This is a genomic window from Mucilaginibacter pedocola (assembly GCF_002013915.1).
Classification (GTDB): domain Bacteria; phylum Bacteroidota; class Bacteroidia; order Sphingobacteriales; family Sphingobacteriaceae; genus Mucilaginibacter; species Mucilaginibacter pedocola.
In genome coordinates, this window is sequence record NZ_MBTF01000037.1 from 172,486 (window position 1) to 190,934 (window position 18,449).

An 18,449-nucleotide genomic window follows, 5' to 3' on the forward strand; every position below is an offset into this window, starting at 1 on the left:
CAAATAGTGGTATCCTTATTTAGCAATCCACGCTAACTTCACATCGAGTTAATTTTGCTGCTCTCATACGGTGGAAATTGCTTTAGCACCTCATTAAAATATGTAAGCATGTTTTTTGAGGTTAGTTGGTGTACTTATTGGTATGGCGCTCCGCCCGAGAACGGAGCGCCTTTTTTGCGCCTTATGTTTTGGTGTTGTACGCCTCCCTCCGTGGATTGAAACCCACAACTACAACATATATCGTCCGTACCGGACTTTAGCTCGCCAAACCTTATATCCTGATTTGAAACTTCTAAGAGGCGTAGCCTCGGTAAATATTGTAGCATTGGGTTGAAACCCACGGGGTCCGGCACATATTGTAGCCGTTGGTTTCATCCCACGGGCCTCAATTTCAGCCTGCATTATCCCCCCTCAGCAGCCATTTTCCCCATACGCATATTGTTAACCACAATAAAACCTTGCTCTGTAGCGCGTTACGTTCAAAACCATCACGAAATCGATTGCAATTGATGCTTTTATGCATATAAATGCCCATTTTAGCGGTAAAAAAGCCCATTAACATTTGTTATACAAACGTTAACATTTGTGTTATTTACTCTTTTTTATCTCCAATACTTTTACTTCCGATGAACAGTGCCACACCCAAGGCACCGTCATCAATAACCAATTTAACTTTTTTACATTTTTAAACGTATGATGAGAAAATTACAAATTAAAGATCTTGTAGTACTGCTCTGCACAACCTTTATATTGTGCCTTGCCAGTACGGCCGGTTATGCACAAACCCGGCAAATTGCAGGTACAGTAACATCTGCAGACGGGCCGGTTCCGGGCGCATCGGTGTCGGTTAAAGGAACAACCAATGGCGTTATGACCGGCGCCGACGGTGGTTTCAAACTTTCGGTTACCGGTAACCCAACGCTGGTAGTAAGCGTGGTGGGTTATGTAACCAAAGAGGTTGAGGTAGGCAGCGCCGGCGTATATAACGTTACACTGGTATCAGCCACCAGCAACCTTAACGAGGTGGTAGTAGTAGGTTACGGTACCACCCGCCGTAAAGACCTTACCGGTGCGGTAGGTTCGGTTTCTTCAAAACAGATTGAGCAGGTACCGGTAACCTCGGTAGACCAAACCTTACAAGGCCGCGTATCGGGTGTGCAGGTAACCAATAACGATGGTGCACCGGGCGCAAGCGTTACGGTATTGATTCGTGGTGTTGGTAGTTTGGGCAGTAACGATCCCTTGTATGTAGTAGACGGTTACCCTATTACCGGTGGCCTAAACAACATCAACGCAAGCGACATTGCCTCTATGGACATTTTGAAAGATGCATCGGCAACAGCTATCTACGGTGTGCGTGCATCAAACGGTGTGGTTATTATCACCACCAAAAAAGGTACCCGCAACAGCGTACAGGTATCGTTAGATGCTTATGGCTCTATCCAATCGGAACCTAAAAAATACGATGTACTTAACGCTTCGGAATGGGCTACACTGGCCAACAACACTCCGGGTTTCACACGTTTGCCTGAGTGGTCTAACCCATCATCGTTGCAAAACATCAACTGGCAGGACGAAGTTTACCGCCAGGGCGTAAGACAAAGCTACAACCTGGCCATCCGCGGCGGTAGCGACAAAGTTTTGGCCGCTTTTTCGGCAGGTTATTTTGATCAGAAAGGTGTTGTTACCGGCTCGTTCTTCAAAAGGATGAACATGGGTATGAATATCGATTACAATGCCACAAAATGGTTAAAGTCATCATCGAGCGCCAAATTCTCTCGCCAAAATTCTAATAACCCGTTTGGTACCGGTGCATTAGCTACGCTTAGCGAGTTGATCCCAACCATGCAGGGTAATAAATTAACTAACCTGGCTAAAGATGGCAATGGCAACTACGGTTACTACGATCCTATTAACATCTACGTAAAAAGCTGGAATAACCCGCTTTACCAGATCGAAACACAGGATACTAAAAACCTTACCAACTACTTCTTAGGTACCACTTCATTAGAAGCTACACTTTTAGAAGGCCTGAAAATTAAAACTAACCTGGGTATAAACACTACTGATTACTCGGGCTACTACTTCACTCCGTCTGATACACGCTCTTTAGACCAATATGGTGTTGCCAGCCCCAACCAGCTGAGCACCTATTCGCAAAGCGCAAATAATACTTACGAGTGGTTGTGGGAAAACACATTATCTTACTCTAAAACCTTTGGCGATCATTCAATTGATTTCGTAGGTGGTGTTTCTCAGCAAAAAAATACTTTCCGCCAGGTAGGTGGTAACGGTAACGATTTAATAAGCGACGCTATCCGCGACCTTTCGCAAGTGAAAAACCTTGTTGCCTTTGGTAACCAGCAGATATTCACTTTGGCATCGCAGTTCGGCAGGATCAACTACAAGTTTAAAGATAAGTACCTGTTAACCGCTACTGTAAGGCGCGATGGTTCCTCTAAATTTTACCAGGGCAACCAATACGGTATATTCCCATCAGGCTCTATCGCATGGAGGGCCAAACAAGAGTCGTTCCTGAAAGATGTTACCTTCCTTAACGACTTAAAAGTGAGGGCAAGCTATGGCGAGGTAGGTAACCAGGCTGGCATCAGGCCTTTCCAATACCTGGCGCGTTACAGCTCGGGCGGCCCTGCTACATCGGGTACCAACGTTGGTTACCCTTTTGGCGGCACTTACCAAAACGGTTTGGCCTATGTTAACTTAGATAACCGCGGCCTTACCTGGGAAAAATCAAAACAAACAGATATCGGTATCGATGCGGCTTTCCTGAACGGCGACCTTTCGGTAACGGTTGATTACTACCGTAAAGATTCTAAGGACTTCTTGCTGCAAATACCAACCTCATCGCAATCGGGCGTTACGCAATCTGCTCAAAACGCAGGTAGCATTCGCAACCAGGGTTTCGAGATCGGTATCAACTACAGGAAAACTGTTAACGACTTTACTTACGGCTTAGGCTTAAACGTTACCACCGTAAAAAACAAATTGCTAAGCATTACGCAAACCAAAAACTTTATTGGCAACCTGGTTAACTTAACTACACCGGCAAACGGCTGGCAAGAGTTTAGCCGTACCAATATTGGCCAACCTGTAGGCGAGTTCTTTGGCTACCAAAGCGAGGGTATCTTCCAAACTCAAGCGGAAATTGATGCGCTTAATGCTAAAGCACCCGATGGCCACTACCAGGGTAACGATGCGCAGCCAACTGTTCCCGGCGACCGTAAATTTAAAGATATTAACGGCGACGGACAGATAACTGCTGATGACCGCACAAGCCTGGGCAGCCCTATACCAAAATTCTACGGTGGTTTCAATATTGACCTTGCTTACAAAGGCTTTGATTTTAACGCCTTCTTCTACGGTAGCTATGGTAACAAAATATTTAACTATCAGGCACGTAACCTTGAGAGCTTCCAGGCACCGGGTTTCGTAGGTGTACAAAACGTTAGCCGCGTTTATGCCGAAAACGCATGGACTGCAAGCAACCCATCAAACCGTTACGCAAGGGTAAATTACAACGACGATATCAGCGCTAACAACGTAGCATCGAGCGTGTATGTTGAAAACGGTAGCTACCTGCGTTTGCGTAACGTAACTTTAGGTTACACCCTGCCGGGCGCTATCAGCAAAAAGATGACCCTGAGCAAAGTAAGGATATACATTGCCGCGCAAAACCTGTTCACTATTACCAAATACACCGGTTTAGATCCGGAAATTGGCCAGGCTACAGGTACCGATCCTAATAACAACAACAGCTCGGCAAGCAACGCAACTGCATCGGGTATAGATATTGGTACTTACCCTGCCTCAAGGTTTTATACCCTGGGTTTAAACGTAACATTTTAAGTAACAGCAACAGCACCAACAATGAAAAAGAATAAGATAAAATATATATACATAATGGCGGTTGCACTTATTGTAGCAACTCCCTTCAGCTGTAAAAAAGGATTCCTGGATCAAACAGATTCATCAAACCCTACCGAGCAGGCCTTGTTTAACAAAGCCTCTGACGGTGTAGCGCTGGTAAATGCAATTTACGATACCTACCAAAACGCCGACCTTTTGAAGAAATCGCTTTGGTATTATGCCAACTTCCAAACACACGATTTCTTTAACTGGGGTAACGATAGGTTTTACAACACCTACGCCATACCAACAACCTTTGGCGGTATACAGGTGTTTTGGCAACGTGCCTACATTGGTATAGCCCGCGCAAACTCGGCCCTGGTAATTTTGCAAACCATGAAAGATAAAGGTGTACTTACCGATGCCCTGTTTCAGCGCCTTACCGGCGAGGTATACTTTTTACGCGGTATGACCTATTACTACCTTGCTGCAAGTTTTGGTGGTGTACCTCTGGAGCTTAGCAACGGTGCCAACGATGGTTTAAAACCACGCAACACCCAGGATGAGGTTTTTGCACAGGTAGAGAGCGACCTGAAACAAGCCGCAAGCCTGTTGCCATGGAAAGAGGAATACCCTGCTGAAGAGCTTGGCCGTGCATCTAAAGGTGCTGCTTACGCTTACCTTGGTTCGGCACAAATGTGGTTGAAAAAATATACCGATGCATTGGCCTCATTTAACCAGGTAGTAGGTAAATACACCTTGCTTACTGATTTTGTTGATGTACACGAGTACACTAACGAGAACAATGCCGAGTCTATCTTCGAAGTGCAGTTCATCCCTGCAGGTACCCAAAGCTGGGGTGCGGGTAACGAGGTAGCCTGGATAGGCACCTTTGGTATGCCCGAAGAAGTATCAAACTTTGGTTACGATTATGGTAACAAAGGCTTATACGATGGTTTCCAAACCGGCGATTTGCGTAAAGTGCCTACCATTATTGGCCCCGGAGACGTACACCCCGGTAAAGCTATTATAGCAAGGGGCGGTATAGCAAGCTACCCGCTGGTTAAAGCAGGTTTTGCCAGCACCGATGCTGCCGTAAAAGCTAAATACACCGGCGACGATGGCAAGATCATTAACACTTGCGGTACCATATCGCACCCTTGGGTAGGCAGCGACCCTTCGCAATTGCGTACAGGTTACTACAGCACAAAAATGTGGCGCGATGCTACCTTAGATGGTAACTCGGGTAACTCAACAATTTTTGGTGCACAAAACCAGATACTGATGCGCTATAGCGAAGTATTACTGAGCAAAGCAGAGTGCCAGGCCCGCGGCGGCGACAATGCAGGTGCTTTAGCTACCCTTAAACTGGTACGCGACCGAGCCTTTGGCGGCAGCGCCCCTGCGGTGTACATGAGCGAAGGCAAAGTGGTTACCGATGTGCTGCAAATGGTTTACCACGAATACCGCCACGAGCTTTCGGGCGAGTACTCAACTTTTTATGACCTGCGTAGGGCTGGTGTAGCTACGGCGTTTATCAAAGAGGTTTATGCTATTGATATCCCTGCCGGCCACGAGTTATATCCTATCCCACAATACGAGATAGGCCTTAACCCAAATCTTACTCAAAATCCGGGCTATTAATAGCTTCGGTTGAATTAAAAAGGAGGCTTTTCCCGCATAGGGGGAAGCCTCTTTTTGCTAATTAATAAAATATCGGCAAATAGGTGTAAGCCAATTATTACATTTAATACCGATAACCTATTGGTTCCTAATTATGAGAGCGTTTTACAGTATTTTATTGGCGGCTTGCCTGCTATGCCTGCTTTCCTGCAAAAAGAAAACCCGGTTCGAGCAAATATCTTCCTCGCACTCGGGCATTCATTTTAAAAACGAAATAACCGAGAACGATTCTATTAACCCGTTGGATGTGGTAAACGTTTACAATGGCGGCGGCGTGGGCATCGGTGATTTTAATAACGATGGCAAACAGGATATCTTTTTCTCGGGTAATATGGTATCAAACCGCCTGTACCTTAACAAAGGCAACTTCGAGTTTGATGATATTACCGATGCTGCCGGCATAAGCGGTAGCGGGCGCTGGGGCCGCGGCGTGAGCGTTGTTGATATTAATAACGACGGGCTGATGGATATTTACGTGTGTAACACCATTTATGCCGACTCTACCCGCCGTTATAATTTCCTGTACATAAACCAGGGGCTCGATAAAGATGGCATCCCTAAGTTTAAAGACATGGCCAAGGCTTACGGGCTGCAAGCGGGTACCGAATCTACCATGGCCAGCTTTTTTGATTACGATAACGACGGCGACTTGGATATGTACCTTACGGTAAACAATGCCAGCGATAAGTACAACCCCAACATTTTTGGCGCAAACGAAACACGGGCAGCAAACATTATAACCGGCAAACTATTCCGTAACGATTGGGATGCCGCGTTGAAGCACCCCGTGTTTACCGACGTAACGGTAGCAGCGGGTGTTACTACAGCGGGTTTCGGCCATGCCGCATCTACTGTAGATTTTAACGGAGATGGCTGGAAAGATATCTACGTATCAAACGATTTTATATCTAACAACACACTCTACATCAATAACCACGACGGTACGTTTACCGATCGTGCTAAAGAATATTTCAAACACACGTCTTTCAACGCCATGGGGCAGGATGTAGTAGACATTAATAACGACGGCCTGCCCGATGTGGTAGAGCTGGACATGAACCCCGAGGATAACTACCGTAAAAAAATGATGCTGGGGCCGAACAACTACCAGCTATTCGAAAATTTTGATTTATACGGCCACCAATACCAGTATGTGCGCAATACATTGCAACTAAACCAGGGGCCAAGGCTTGGCCAGCAAGGTGCAATTGGTGCACCCACTTTTGCCGAAATTGGCTTTTTAAGCGGCATTGCCCAAACCGACTGGAGCTGGACCCCGTTGCTTGCCGATTTTGATAACGACGGGTTTAGGGACATGATAGTAACCAACGGTTTCCCCAAAGATGTATCCGACCGTGATTTCATGACCTACCGCCAGGAGGCCTATGCTGCTGCATCAAAACAAACGGTGCTGAAGCAAATTCCCGAGATTAAACTACACAACTATGCTTTTTGCAACAATGGCAACCTTACGTTTAAGGATGTAAGTACCGATTGGGGCTTAGCGCTTCCCACCTTCTCTAACGGTGCCGTATATGCCGATTTGGATAACGATGGCGCCATGGATATGGTGATAAACAACATTAACGATGAAGCACTGGTTTACCGCAATACCTCGCGCGACGATGCGGAGAAACTGGCAAACAACCAATACCTGCAATTCACCTTTAAAGGCGAAAAACAAAATCTGAACGGGTTAGGTGCCATAGTTGATATTTACTACGATAAAGGCAAACAGCAGGTTTACGAGAACAACCCATACCGCGGCTACTTGTCGTCGGTACAAAATATTGCGCATTTTGGCTTGGGTAAGGCAAGCCTGGTAGATTCGGTAATAGTGAAGTGGCCCAATGGCAAACAGCAAAAACTGTTAAACGTAAAGGCCGGCCAAACCCTAAAGTTAAATATAGCCGATGCAGCGGATGGTAAAGTCCAAACTGTTCCCTTATATGCTGCTAAGGCACTTTTTACCGAGGTAACCGATTCTTTAGGCATCAACTTTAAGCATAAAGACATTGCGTTTATCGATTTCAATATTCAAAAGCTGCTGCCGCACAAACTGTCGGAATACGCGCCCGCTTTGGCCGTTGGCGATGTAAATGGCGATGGGCTGGATGATATGGTTATAGGCGGCGATTCTTATAACCCGGCGCAGGTATTTATACAAAAGACAAACGGTGGGTTTAGCCAGCGTAGTTTGTTGGCAAATAATGTTTCTGCCACCAATTTAATAAAAGATACCGGGCTGCTTTTGTTTGATGCCAACGGCGATGGCAAGCCCGATTTGTACGCGGCCAGTGGCGGCTACGAAGCCCAACCCGATGCCCCGCAGTACCAGGACAGGCTGTACCTGAACGATGGCAAAGGCAATTTTATTTTAGCTACCGATGCTTTGCCACAAAACTATACCAGCAAACTTTGTGTGCGCGGTTTCGATTATAATAAAGATGGCAAGCTTGACCTGTTTGTATCGGGCAGGGTGAAGCCATGGGAGTACCCCAAGCCGGTATCGAGCATTATACTACGTAATGATAGCCAAAACGGCAAAGCAAAGTTTACCGACGTTACCGCCGAAGTAGCGCCTGCTTTGAAAGATATCGGGCTGGTATGCGATGCCACCTTTACCGATTTTGATAACGATGGCTGGCCCGACCTGATGCTTGCAGGTGAGTGGATGCCCGTTACCTTCCTGAAAAATAACCACGGCAAGTTTACCAACGTAACCGCCAACAGCGGCATAGCAAACCAGCTGGGTTGGTGGAACTCGATAGTCGCCGGCGATTTCCGCCACACCGGCCGCACCGATTATATTGTAGGTAACCTGGGCCAAAACAGCCTGATGCAGGCGAACGATGAGTATCCGGTTTACATTACCGCGAATGATTTTGATAAGAGCAAAATTTACAGCGCCGTACCATCAACCTTTTTTAAAGATAAAGATGGCAAGATGAAGGAGTTTCCGGTAGAGGGGCGCGATGATATGCTGAAGCAGATGATCAGCCTGAAGAAAAAATACACCAATTACAAATCATTCGCTTTGGCTACCATGGATGAGATGTTCCCGGCCGAAACACGTAAGGGGGCGATAAGGCTAAAAGCAAATATGCTGAAGACCTGCTATTTGCGCAACGATGGCAACGGGAAGTTCACTATGATACCCATGCCGGTAGAAGCGCAGGTATCTGCAATTAACGGTATGGAAACCGGAGACTTTGACGGCGACGGCAACCTGGATGTGATAATGACAGGTAACGACTATGGCACCGAAGCTGCCATTGGCCGTTACGATGCCCTAAACGGTTTGCTGCTGAAAGGCGATGGCAAGGGCGGTTTTAAACCCCAAAGCATTTTACAAAGCGGTATTTATATCCCCGGCAACGGCAAGGCTTTGGTAAAACTTCGCGATACAAAAGGGCAACTATTGTTAGCCGCAAGTCAGAACCGTGATGCGCTGAAAGTATTTAGACTGAAAGAGCAAAACAGCAGCATTGCCCTGCAACCCGGCGATGCTTATGCCCTTATTAAATACAAAAATGGCAGCACACAGAAGCAGGAATTTTATTACGGGCTGTCGTTCCTGTCGCAATCGGCGCGTTTTATTACGCGGACCGCTGATATGCAAAGTATTACGGTGGTTGGCCTTAACGGAAAACAACGTGTAATTTAAGTATTGCAATCGATTGTATTTTTTATATATTTGGTGAAACTAAACTAAATTATGGCTGCTTGGGAAGCCCCGCCCAAGGCCCGATAAACTGATATGGTAAACAAACTTTACACAACTATGGGCCTGGCCTTGCTGGCTTCGGTATGCGCAACGCGGCCGGCCATTGCCCAGCTAAAAACGCAGGTGCCGTTGAGCAGCCTTTCGGCATTTACCAACCCTCCAAAAAATTGGGAGATAGATGGAAGCGTACATGCTGATATGGATAAGCAGAACGTTTTCAATCTTGGCAAAGGCACCGGAATACTGGTAAACAACGTTGACGAGAAAAATCCCGGGCACGACCTCTACTTCGGGCTTCGCCACGGCGACCTCGACCTGGAACTGGATTACATGATGGCCAAAGGCGCTAACTCGGGCATATACCTGCAGGGCCTTTACGAGATACAATTGCTGGATAGCTGGGGTACGGTAAACCCAAAGTCGAGCGATAATGGCGGCATTTATGAACGCTGGGACGATACCAAACCCGAAGGACAGAAAGGTTACGAGGGCCACGCCCCCAGGCAAAACGCCAGTAGGGCACCGGGCTTATGGCAACATATGCGCATATCTTTCCAGGCACCAAAGTTTGATGAGAAAGGATTGAAGATAGCCAATGCCAAAGTACTTTATATATGGTTGAATGGCGTACTCATACAGGAGAACGTAGAACTATCCGGTCCAACGCGTGGTGCTTACGATACTAAAGAAGCAGCCCTCGGCCCGTTACGTTTCCAGGGCGACCATGGTGCAGTGGCTTTTAAAAACATTAGCTACACCAATTTTGATAAACCACACCCAACGGTGGCAAACCTGCAGTACACGGTTTACAAAGGTAATTTTGGCGAGGAACCTGACTATGCCAAATTAAAGCCCGAAGCACAGGGTACAACGCCGATACTTACCTCTAACGAAGTAAAACTTGCTAACGAGTATTTGCTGAAGTATACCGGCACCATCCACATTAACGACGCAGGGGAGTACACCTTTAAACTCAGTATTCCCGGCGGTAAAGGTGCACTTAAGATCAATAACACAAGCGTTGTGCCTGTTTCTACCAACCGCGGTACGGGCGCAGTTACCCTGCCATCGGGCGATCAGCCTTTCGAGCTTTTCTACAGTAAGAATGTAGATTGGGCAAAATCGGCACTGGGCTTAACCGTTGCAGGGTCCGGTGTGCGCGAGTATTTGCTGAGCGATGCAAATGTAAGCTCTAACGATGCGGTAGACCCGATACTCATTAACGCCACCGAAAACACAGTGCTCCGCAGTTTTACCGACCTGCCCGGCGGTATCCGCGTAACCCACGGCATAGGCGTAGGCAGTACCGAACAATTGCACTACACCTACGATGCCGATAAAGGCATGCTGGTACAAATATGGCGAGGCAGCTTCCTTGATGCTACCCCCATGTGGCATGAGCGCGGGGACGGTTCATCGCGCCCCGCAGGTTCCGTACAATACTTTGGTAAGCCTGCACCCGGTTTAGCAAAACTGGCTACTGCCGATGCTGCATGGCCTGCCGATACCAATGGCACGGCTTATAAACCCAAGGGCTATACGCTGGATAAGGATACCCGCCCCACTTTTAAATATTGGATATACGGCGCATTAGTTACCGATGCCAGCACAGTAATACCCGGCGGGCAAGGCTTGCACCGCGAGGTAAATGTATCGGCACCGGTAGAGGGCTTAACCATGCGTTTAGCACAAGGCAGCAAAATAGAGCAGTTGAAGAACGGCTTCTATACGGTTGATGACCAATACTACATCAAGTTAGATGAGGGCACCGATGCCAAACCAACCATCCGTACGCAAGGCAGTACGCAGGAATTGGTAACGCCTATCAAACAAAAATTAACCTATTCTATCATTTTTTAAGAGGCAGCCATGAAGAAGATATTTAAAGTTGGAAAAGTTAGAGAGGTTGTAGAAGTTAAAGAAGTTAGAATGGTTGGAAATGTTAGAAAAGTTGCGAAACTGGCTACCGTTATTGGTGTAATGGCTGCTGCGTTATTTTTGAACCAGCGCGCCTTTGCCCAGGCCGAATCGCCAAAAGAGGACGACTTTTTTAAGATAATGAAAGTTCCCGCGCCCGAAGGTACCATACTGGAAGTTGGCGGTTTATGTACTTTGCCCAACGGCAGCATGGCTGTAACTACCCGCCGCGGCGATATTTTTATAGTAGAGAACCCTACCAGTCAGCGCCCGTTCTTCCGCAAATTCGCGTCGGGATTGCATGAGGTATTAGGTGCCGCTTATAAAGATGGTGCCCTGTACGTAGTGCAGCGCGGCGAGCTAACCAAACTGGTTGATACCGATATGGATGGCAAGGCAGATGTTTTCGAGACAGTATACGCATGGCCGCTTTCCGGTAACTACCACGAATACAGCTTCGGTCCTAAAATAGCGCCGGATGGTTCTTTCTTTGTAACGCTAAACCTGGGCTTCCCGCCCGATTGGTGGCACCCTAAAAGCTTTGTGCCATACCGTGGCTGGGCTTTAAATATTAAGGAGGATGGCACGGTTACCCCCTGGGCAGCAGGTTTCCGCTCTCCATGCGGTATCAGTATGATAGATGGCGAACTGTGGTACAGCGATAACCAGGGCGATTGGGTAGGCTCGGGCAGTATTATGCCGGTTAAAAAAGGTGCGTTTATGGGTAACCCCGCCAGCCTGGTGTGGACCAACCTGCCAAACTCGCCGCTAAGCCTTACGCAGGAAAAATTCTTTGCCACCAACAACCCGCGCATCGAATTTGATAAATACGGTCAACCATTCAAACCACAAAACATCGTAAACGAAAAATTCAAAACCGAATTTGAGGCCAAAAAAGAAATACCCGAATTGCAATTACCTGCCGTTTGGCTTCCGCATGGTATATTGGGTATCTCCAATTCTGAGATCGTAAAAATACCCGAAGGTGCTTTTGGTCCTTTCTCGGGCCAGTTGCTGGTGTGCGACCAGGGGCAGAGTATGGTAGACCGTATATTCCTGGAGAAGGTGAACGGGGAGTATCAGGGTGCTGCATGGGCTTTCAGGAGTGGTTTCCAATCGGGTATAGTGCGTTTGGCCTGGCTGCCCGATGGCTCGCTGGTGGCGGGTGAAACCAACCGCGGCTGGGGTTCGGCAGGGGAGGCCACTATGGGGCTTCAACGCCTGATATGGAACAATCACATACCATTCGAGATGCGCGCTATCCGCGCCCAACCCGATGGCTTCGAGATAGAGTTCACCAAACCTGTAGACAGGAAGGTAGCTGAAGATATCGCCTCGTATTCGGTCGATAGCTACATCTATAAATACCATGGCGTGTATGGTAGTCCGCCGGTGAATAACGAGAAATGCCCCATCGTAGGCGTTAAGGTGTCGGAAGATGGCATGAAGGCGCGTTTGATAGTAAACAACCTGCGCCGCTACTATATCCATACCATTACGCTTGATGGTGTGCGCGATAAAGAGAATTACTTCAATTTGGTACACCCAACCGCTTACTACACGCTGAACAACATCCCCGAAGGTAAAAAATTAAGCATGAGTGAAGTGAGTACCAAAAACTCAGTGAAAGCAACAGCACCTGCTAAGCCTGCAGCCGCAAAACCGGGTATTAAAACTGCAGCAGTAGCTCCTGCAAAGGCACTTACTTACGAAGAGGTTAAACCGCTATTGGCCAAAAACACCTGCTCGGCCTGCCATAACCCCAATACCAAACAGGTTGGCCCGGCATTTAAAGAAGTAGCTAAACGTAATTACAGCGTAGCGCAAATTATGGCATTAATAAAAAACCCGAAACCCGAGCATTGGCCAGAGTTTTCGACCCCAATGCCGCCCATGCCGCAAGTAACCGAAGCCGATGCCAGGAAAATTGCGACCTGGATAAGGACGTTGAAATAAAAGCGAAGCTTTTTCTTCTTTTGGTTCCCCTCTCGAGAGGGGGCGCGAAGGAAAGTGAGAGGGAAGGGGTGTGTTAACCACAAAGCAATGAACGTTATGCATAGCGGCGAAACACACCCCCTCTCACCGCCGCCTGTTCAAGCGTCCACGCTTGAACAAAAACCTTTGTAAGCGTCCACGCTTACTTTTTAAAATAAACACGGGAGCGCGGACGCTCCAAAACATGTTCAGTCAAGCGTGGACGCTTGACCGGGCGTAATAATTTATGAACGGATCAAAACGAAGAAACATGAAAACGAAACACCTTTTTATAACCGCTCTGCTAGCCGCCACGTCCCTCGCCGCCAATGCCCAAAACGCCAAACCCGAAGACACCGAGTTTTACACCCCTGTGCCTCCTGTGGTAAGCCCGGGTAAAGCAGCAAGCGATGCTCCATCTGATGCAATTGTGCTGTTCGGTGGTAAAAACCTCGACGAATGGGTGCTGGTGAACGACACCGCTGCAACAGATAAATGGCTGGTTGCCAAAAATGTGATCACTGTCGACAAAAAGAAGGGCGATATACAAACTAAACGCAAATTCACCGATTTTCAGTTGCACATCGAATACCGCATCCCGGCAGACATAGAAGGTAGCGGGCAGGCACGCGGCAACAGCGGTATTTTCCTTGCCGCCCTGCCATGGGGTGCAGGTGGTTACGAATTGCAGGTGCTTGACAACTATAACAACAAAACCTACACCAACGGGCAGGCAGGCAGCATGTACAAGCAGTCGCCGCCGCTGGCCAATGCATGCCGCAAACCCGGCGACTGGAACACCTACGACGTAGTATGGACGGCCCCACGCTTCAATGAGGACGGCACCGTGAAAACCCCTGCCCGTGTTACTGCGATACACAACGGTGTGCTCGTACAAAACAATTACGAATTGAAAGGAGATACCCCATACATCGGTGCGCCAAAATACCGCGCTCACGGCCCGGCACCTATCAAATTACAATCGCACGGCGACCCAAGCAAGCCTATCAGCTACCGCAATATTTGGGTAAGGAATTTGTAAGGATAGTAGCAGTATTTTCAACTTTGTCATCCTGAGTGATAGCGAAGGATCTGTTAGCCACAAAGCAATTGCCACTTTGCAAATCGGCTAATAGATGCTTCGTCCCTCGGCATGACAAGCGGGTGCGTGGGGCATGGCAAGCCAGTCGACCCATAGCTTGCAGGGACTTCGCGCACCCTTCGACAAACAGGACGACGTATGATGTAAAATTCGTCTTTCGGACTTTCCGACTGCGGACTTTCGACTTTACACCAACCCCACCTTCTTCCCTGCAACCTTTAACCATTGCCTGGCCATTAACTCGTGGCCGGCGGGCATGGGGTGTACGCCATCCCATATCCAGTATTCAACGGGAGCTTTGCTTAGCGCATCATTAAATGGTTGCTGAAAGGGCACAAATACTGCATCAAACTCCGTAGCGAGTTTTTTGGCGATAGCCTGCCGTTTCTCCACCTCTTCTTTCCATTTATCAAATTGAGCGTTCACGCGGGTGCCGGGCAAAATAAAGGGTTCGCAAATGATGAATTTGATATTGGGCAGGGCTTCTTTGGTTTGCTTTAAAAGCGCCAGGTAGCCTGTTTCGTAGTTTTCAGCACTGTAGTTGGTATCGCCATTTACACAGGCCAATACATCATTCACGCCAATTAAAATACTCAACACATCGGGTTTTAATGCCAGTGTATCGGTTTGCCAGCGGGCGGCCAGGTCGGTTACTTTATTGCCGCTGATGCCGCGATTGTAGAAATGGAATTTACGGCCGGGGTGATCATACCATAGTCGGCTGGCCAGCAAGCAGGCATAGCCATGGCCCATTACGTGGTTCCAGTCGTTATCGCGCGTGCGGTTGCCGTCGGTTATCGAGTCGCCCTGGAAAAGGATAACCATATCGGTTTTCAGCTTTTCAGCAGTCGGTGTTTCTGCTTTTAATAGGTTTGGCAATGCGGTTGCGGCAGCGCCTATCAGGGTGGTTTGTTTCAGGAAATTGCGGCGGGTATGGTTAGCCATAGGTTGGTTGGAATTTGCTTCAATGTATGTAAAAAATACCGCTGCTCAAGACCCTTTTTTCTTTTTCTCCTCTTGATAAAGGCATTTGAGGGGCGCTCTTTCCATTGCGAACTATGGTTCCCCTCTTGAGAGGGGTTAGGGGTGTGTTAGAGTTTATGCAAAGTGAATTTGCAAAGCCGCTAACACACCCCTGCAGCCGCACTTGCCCGCCGCGCCCCCTCTCAAGAGGGGAACCACAAAGGCCTTTGCTTATATTGTTTCTACTATCTGCCTAAATGCCTATTTTGTAGCCTCAAGCCATATCCCCATGAAAACCCGCCGCCTGCTTCTGTTTTTCGCTTTCGTTATTGCCTCAACCGTATCGTTCGCCCAAAATCGCGACATCAGTTATATGGCAGCCGGCGGCAAATTGCGTCCTTTACAGGCCATTATGGATATCCGCCATTACACGCTTTCGCTTGATGTAGATATCCCTAAGAAAAGCATTGATGGCTATGCAGAGATCAGCCTCATTCTCAGTAAACCTACTGATACCCTGCTGTTCGATTTGGTGCATCTACTGGATGTGCATAGCATTATGGTTGACAAAGGTAAAGCAACATTCGAACACAAAGGAGATTCTATTTTCATCGTTAACAAGGCTGGTTACAAAACGGGCAAACACACCATCCGCATCAATTACGGCGGCGAACCTCCCATTGCCGTGCGCCCGCCATGGAAAGGCGGCTTCACCTGGACTACCGACAAAGCGGGCAACCCATAGGTAGCTATTAACTGCCAGTTGCAGGGGGCACAAGTATACTTCCCGTGTAAAGACCACCCCAGCGACGAACCCAACGAAGGCGTAGATATGTTCATTACCATCCCTAAGGGCTTATCGGTTGCTGGTCCCGGTTTATTGCAAGGGGTGAAGAATGTGGCTAACGATAAAGCCACCTGGCATTGGAAAACCAATTACACCATCAGCAATTATTGCGTGGTGTTCAATATTGCCAAATACAAAGTTTATAGCCGCCCGTATACTACGGTAGGGGGGCATAGTGTGCCCATCCAGTTTTATGTGTTAAAAACCGATACCGCAAATGCTAACCATGTAATAGATATCCGCGAACGCGATACCCGTATCCTCGAAAAATATTTTGGCGAGTACCCCTGGTATAAAGAGAAGATAGGCATTGCTGAGGTGCCTAATTCGGGTATGGAACACCAAACCATGGTTACTTATGGCGATAACTTTAAGTACGATAAGTACCCGGGGTTTGATTATTCGGCCAACCTGTTCCATGAGTTTGGGCACGAGTGGTGGGCTAATAAAATAACCAATAAAGATTGGGCGCACATGTGGATACAAGAAGGGATAAACACCTATGCAGAAGCCCTTTTTTTCCGCGAAACATTGGGCGAGGCAGGTTACGATTCGGTAATGGTGGCACAGCGTGCGGGTATCCGAGGCACCAAACCAACCGTGCAAGGCGAGGGGCTTGATATGAATGTGGTTTATAGCGGTGATGTATACGCCAAGGGCTCCTTTTTTATGCATACCCTGCGGCATGTAATTGGCGATAGTGTATTTTTTCCGGCGCTTAAAAAGTTTGCTACCGATGTGCAATACCCTTACGATAAATTCTTCACTACGCAGGATGTGCAGGACTTTTTCAACAAGCAATCGGGCCGTAAGCTGGATGCCCTGTTCGATTTTTACCTGCGTACTACCAATACGATGGATTTCGAGCTGAAACACACCCGTCCCGAAACCTATATACTAACCATAAAAAACAGCCCGATGGATCTGCCGGTAGATATTTTAACGGATAAGGGGATTGTTACCACTACCATAAGCGCCAACAAAGCCACGCCGTTTAAGATCATCAGCAAAACACAGCCGGTAGTTGACCCGAAAGGATGGTATTTTAAGAGAGTGATTATTCAATAACTACGTGGCTGGTTAGCTGGCCCCAGGCAATCTGCTTACGCGCCAGTATTTTGCTTAGTTGAATTGTTTCGGGGGAAAGGGTAGCCCAGTCGCACACGGAATTGTACTCAACGCTGTGGCTAACCTGTTCACCATATCGCATTTCTATCCTAAGTTTTCCCACAAATTCCGTACAGAATTTCTTTGGGCTTACCGGATTAATGATAAGGCTATTGGCAATTAAGCCAAGGGTGTCCCTTTCGGCATTGGTGAACTTGATCCAGAGCGTATCTTCCTTTATTTTGCCTTTTGGCCGCGGAGAAAAAATTGACCCAGGATTGTACTTTGTTACCATCGATGAATCGCCCCCGTCGTAATGGTCGCGATAAATCAAAATATTTGTGCCTTGAACAGGGCTAATACGTAAGGATGTCCAGGTAAGTTCGTTTCTATTGGGTTTGTTGTCAGTAAAGCCGCACCCGCTTAATAAAATAATAAAGAACAAGACGGTTAATGTGAATTGCCTCATAAGGTTAGGTTTTGTATAGAACCAATGTAAGTTGTATTTCTTATAAATACAATTCCACCATCTTTTTCCAATACCTTGGCCTATGTGCGTAGCCGTCCCAAACGTAAAATTCGTTGGGGATGCCTTTATCCCACAGCAAGCGGCTTATTTCCTGGTTGTTGAACAGGAATGGGTCGGTTTGGCCCACTGCCAGTATGATGGTTAGGCTGCGTAGTTCTTCCAGCAGGGAATGCTCGTGCATGTTTGCCACGTATTGCCGGGGCATGTTAAAGTAAACTTGCTGGTTATGGTAGCCATCGAACAAGTCTCTAAAATCTGCCAGGTGTTCGGTAAGGTCGTAGCGGCCGCTCATGCTTACGGCTTTTTTAAAAATATCAGGGTGCTTTAGTGCAATGTTGAGCGCGTGGTAGGCACCCATGCTGCAGCCGGCAGCTTCTATGTAAGCGTTGCTGTTTTTTTGTTTAATGAAGGGCACAACCTCGGTAATAAGATAATCTTCGTATTGCACATGGCGGGCAATACGTACTTCGGGGTGCACATGGGTATTGTAAAAGCTTTCGGCGTCCACACTGTCAACACAAAAAAGCTGAATTTCTTCGGATGCGAGTTTATGCTCCAGCGCAGCTAAAATGCCCCAATTCTCATAATCGTAAAAGCGGGCCATGCGGGTAGGAAAGAATAGCACGGGCCTGCCACCGGTGCCAAACACCAGCAGCTCCATATCGCGCTGCAGCGCGGGGCTGTGCCATTTGTGATATTCCCTGTTTATTGCCCCCATTTATTACCGCCCGAA

General features: G+C 47.6%; 11 protein-coding genes. 8 read left to right on the forward strand and 3 right to left on the reverse strand.

Annotated elements, in window-relative coordinates; genetic code table 11:
- Window positions 1-693 precede the first annotated feature (693 nt).
- From BC343_RS26970 to BC343_RS26995, 6 genes are all read left to right on the forward strand, one after another.
- Window positions 694-3,867 (forward strand): SusC/RagA family TonB-linked outer membrane protein, encoded by a 3,174-nt coding sequence (locus BC343_RS26970; RefSeq protein WP_078350920.1) that lies wholly within the window; start codon window positions 694-696, stop codon window positions 3,865-3,867.
- A gap of 21 nt (window positions 3,868-3,888) precedes the next feature.
- Entirely contained in the window at window positions 3,889-5,511 is a 1,623-nt protein-coding gene (locus tag BC343_RS26975) for a RagB/SusD family nutrient uptake outer membrane protein (protein ID WP_078350921.1), read from the forward strand.
- Window positions 5,512-5,644: 133 nt separating this feature from the next.
- Window positions 5,645-9,217, forward strand: coding sequence for a VCBS repeat-containing protein (locus BC343_RS26980; protein WP_078350922.1), 3,573 nt, complete (start codon window positions 5,645-5,647; stop codon window positions 9,215-9,217).
- Between the two features lie 93 nt (window positions 9,218-9,310).
- The gene (locus BC343_RS26985; RefSeq protein WP_078350923.1) at window positions 9,311-11,137 is read left to right on the forward strand and encodes a 3-keto-disaccharide hydrolase; all 1,827 of its coding nucleotides are present in this window, start codon (window positions 9,311-9,313) and stop codon (window positions 11,135-11,137) included.
- A 9-nt stretch (window positions 11,138-11,146) separates the two neighbouring features.
- On the forward strand, window positions 11,147-13,150 hold the full coding sequence (locus BC343_RS26990) for a c-type cytochrome (protein ID WP_238381880.1): 2,004 nt from the start codon (window positions 11,147-11,149) through the stop codon (window positions 13,148-13,150).
- Window positions 13,151-13,439: 289 nt separating this feature from the next.
- The gene (locus tag BC343_RS26995) at window positions 13,440-14,210 is read left to right on the forward strand and encodes a 3-keto-disaccharide hydrolase (RefSeq protein ID WP_078350924.1); all 771 of its coding nucleotides are present in this window, start codon (window positions 13,440-13,442) and stop codon (window positions 14,208-14,210) included.
- Window positions 14,211-14,456: 246 nt separating this feature from the next.
- Here the strand turns inward: BC343_RS26995 and BC343_RS27000 are convergent, their stop codons facing one another.
- Window positions 14,457-15,215, reverse strand: a complete 759-nt coding sequence (locus BC343_RS27000) for an SGNH/GDSL hydrolase family protein (protein WP_078350925.1) — start codon at window positions 15,213-15,215, stop codon at window positions 14,457-14,459.
- Between the two features lie 307 nt (window positions 15,216-15,522).
- Here BC343_RS27000 and BC343_RS27005 point away from each other — a divergent pair, with 307 nt between their 5' ends.
- Entirely contained in the window at window positions 15,523-15,978 is a 456-nt protein-coding gene (locus BC343_RS27005; RefSeq protein ID WP_078350926.1) for a gluzincin family metallopeptidase, read from the forward strand.
- Window positions 15,979-15,996: 18 nt separating this feature from the next.
- Complete coding sequence (locus BC343_RS27010; protein ID WP_162276953.1) at window positions 15,997-17,148, forward strand: M1 family aminopeptidase; 1,152 nt, start codon at window positions 15,997-15,999, stop codon at window positions 17,146-17,148.
- Here BC343_RS27010 and BC343_RS27015 read toward each other — a convergent pair.
- Both BC343_RS27015 and BC343_RS27020 read right to left on the reverse strand, forming a co-directional pair.
- Window positions 17,138-17,632, reverse strand: coding sequence for a hypothetical protein (locus tag BC343_RS27015; RefSeq protein ID WP_143822374.1), 495 nt, complete (start codon window positions 17,630-17,632; stop codon window positions 17,138-17,140). The two genes, BC343_RS27010 and BC343_RS27015, sit on opposite strands and share 11 nt — an antisense overlap.
- A 64-nt stretch (window positions 17,633-17,696) precedes the next feature.
- Window positions 17,697-18,434, reverse strand: a complete 738-nt coding sequence (locus tag BC343_RS27020) for an esterase family protein (RefSeq protein WP_238381881.1) — start codon at window positions 18,432-18,434, stop codon at window positions 17,697-17,699.
- Window positions 18,435-18,449: the final 15 nt, after the last annotated feature.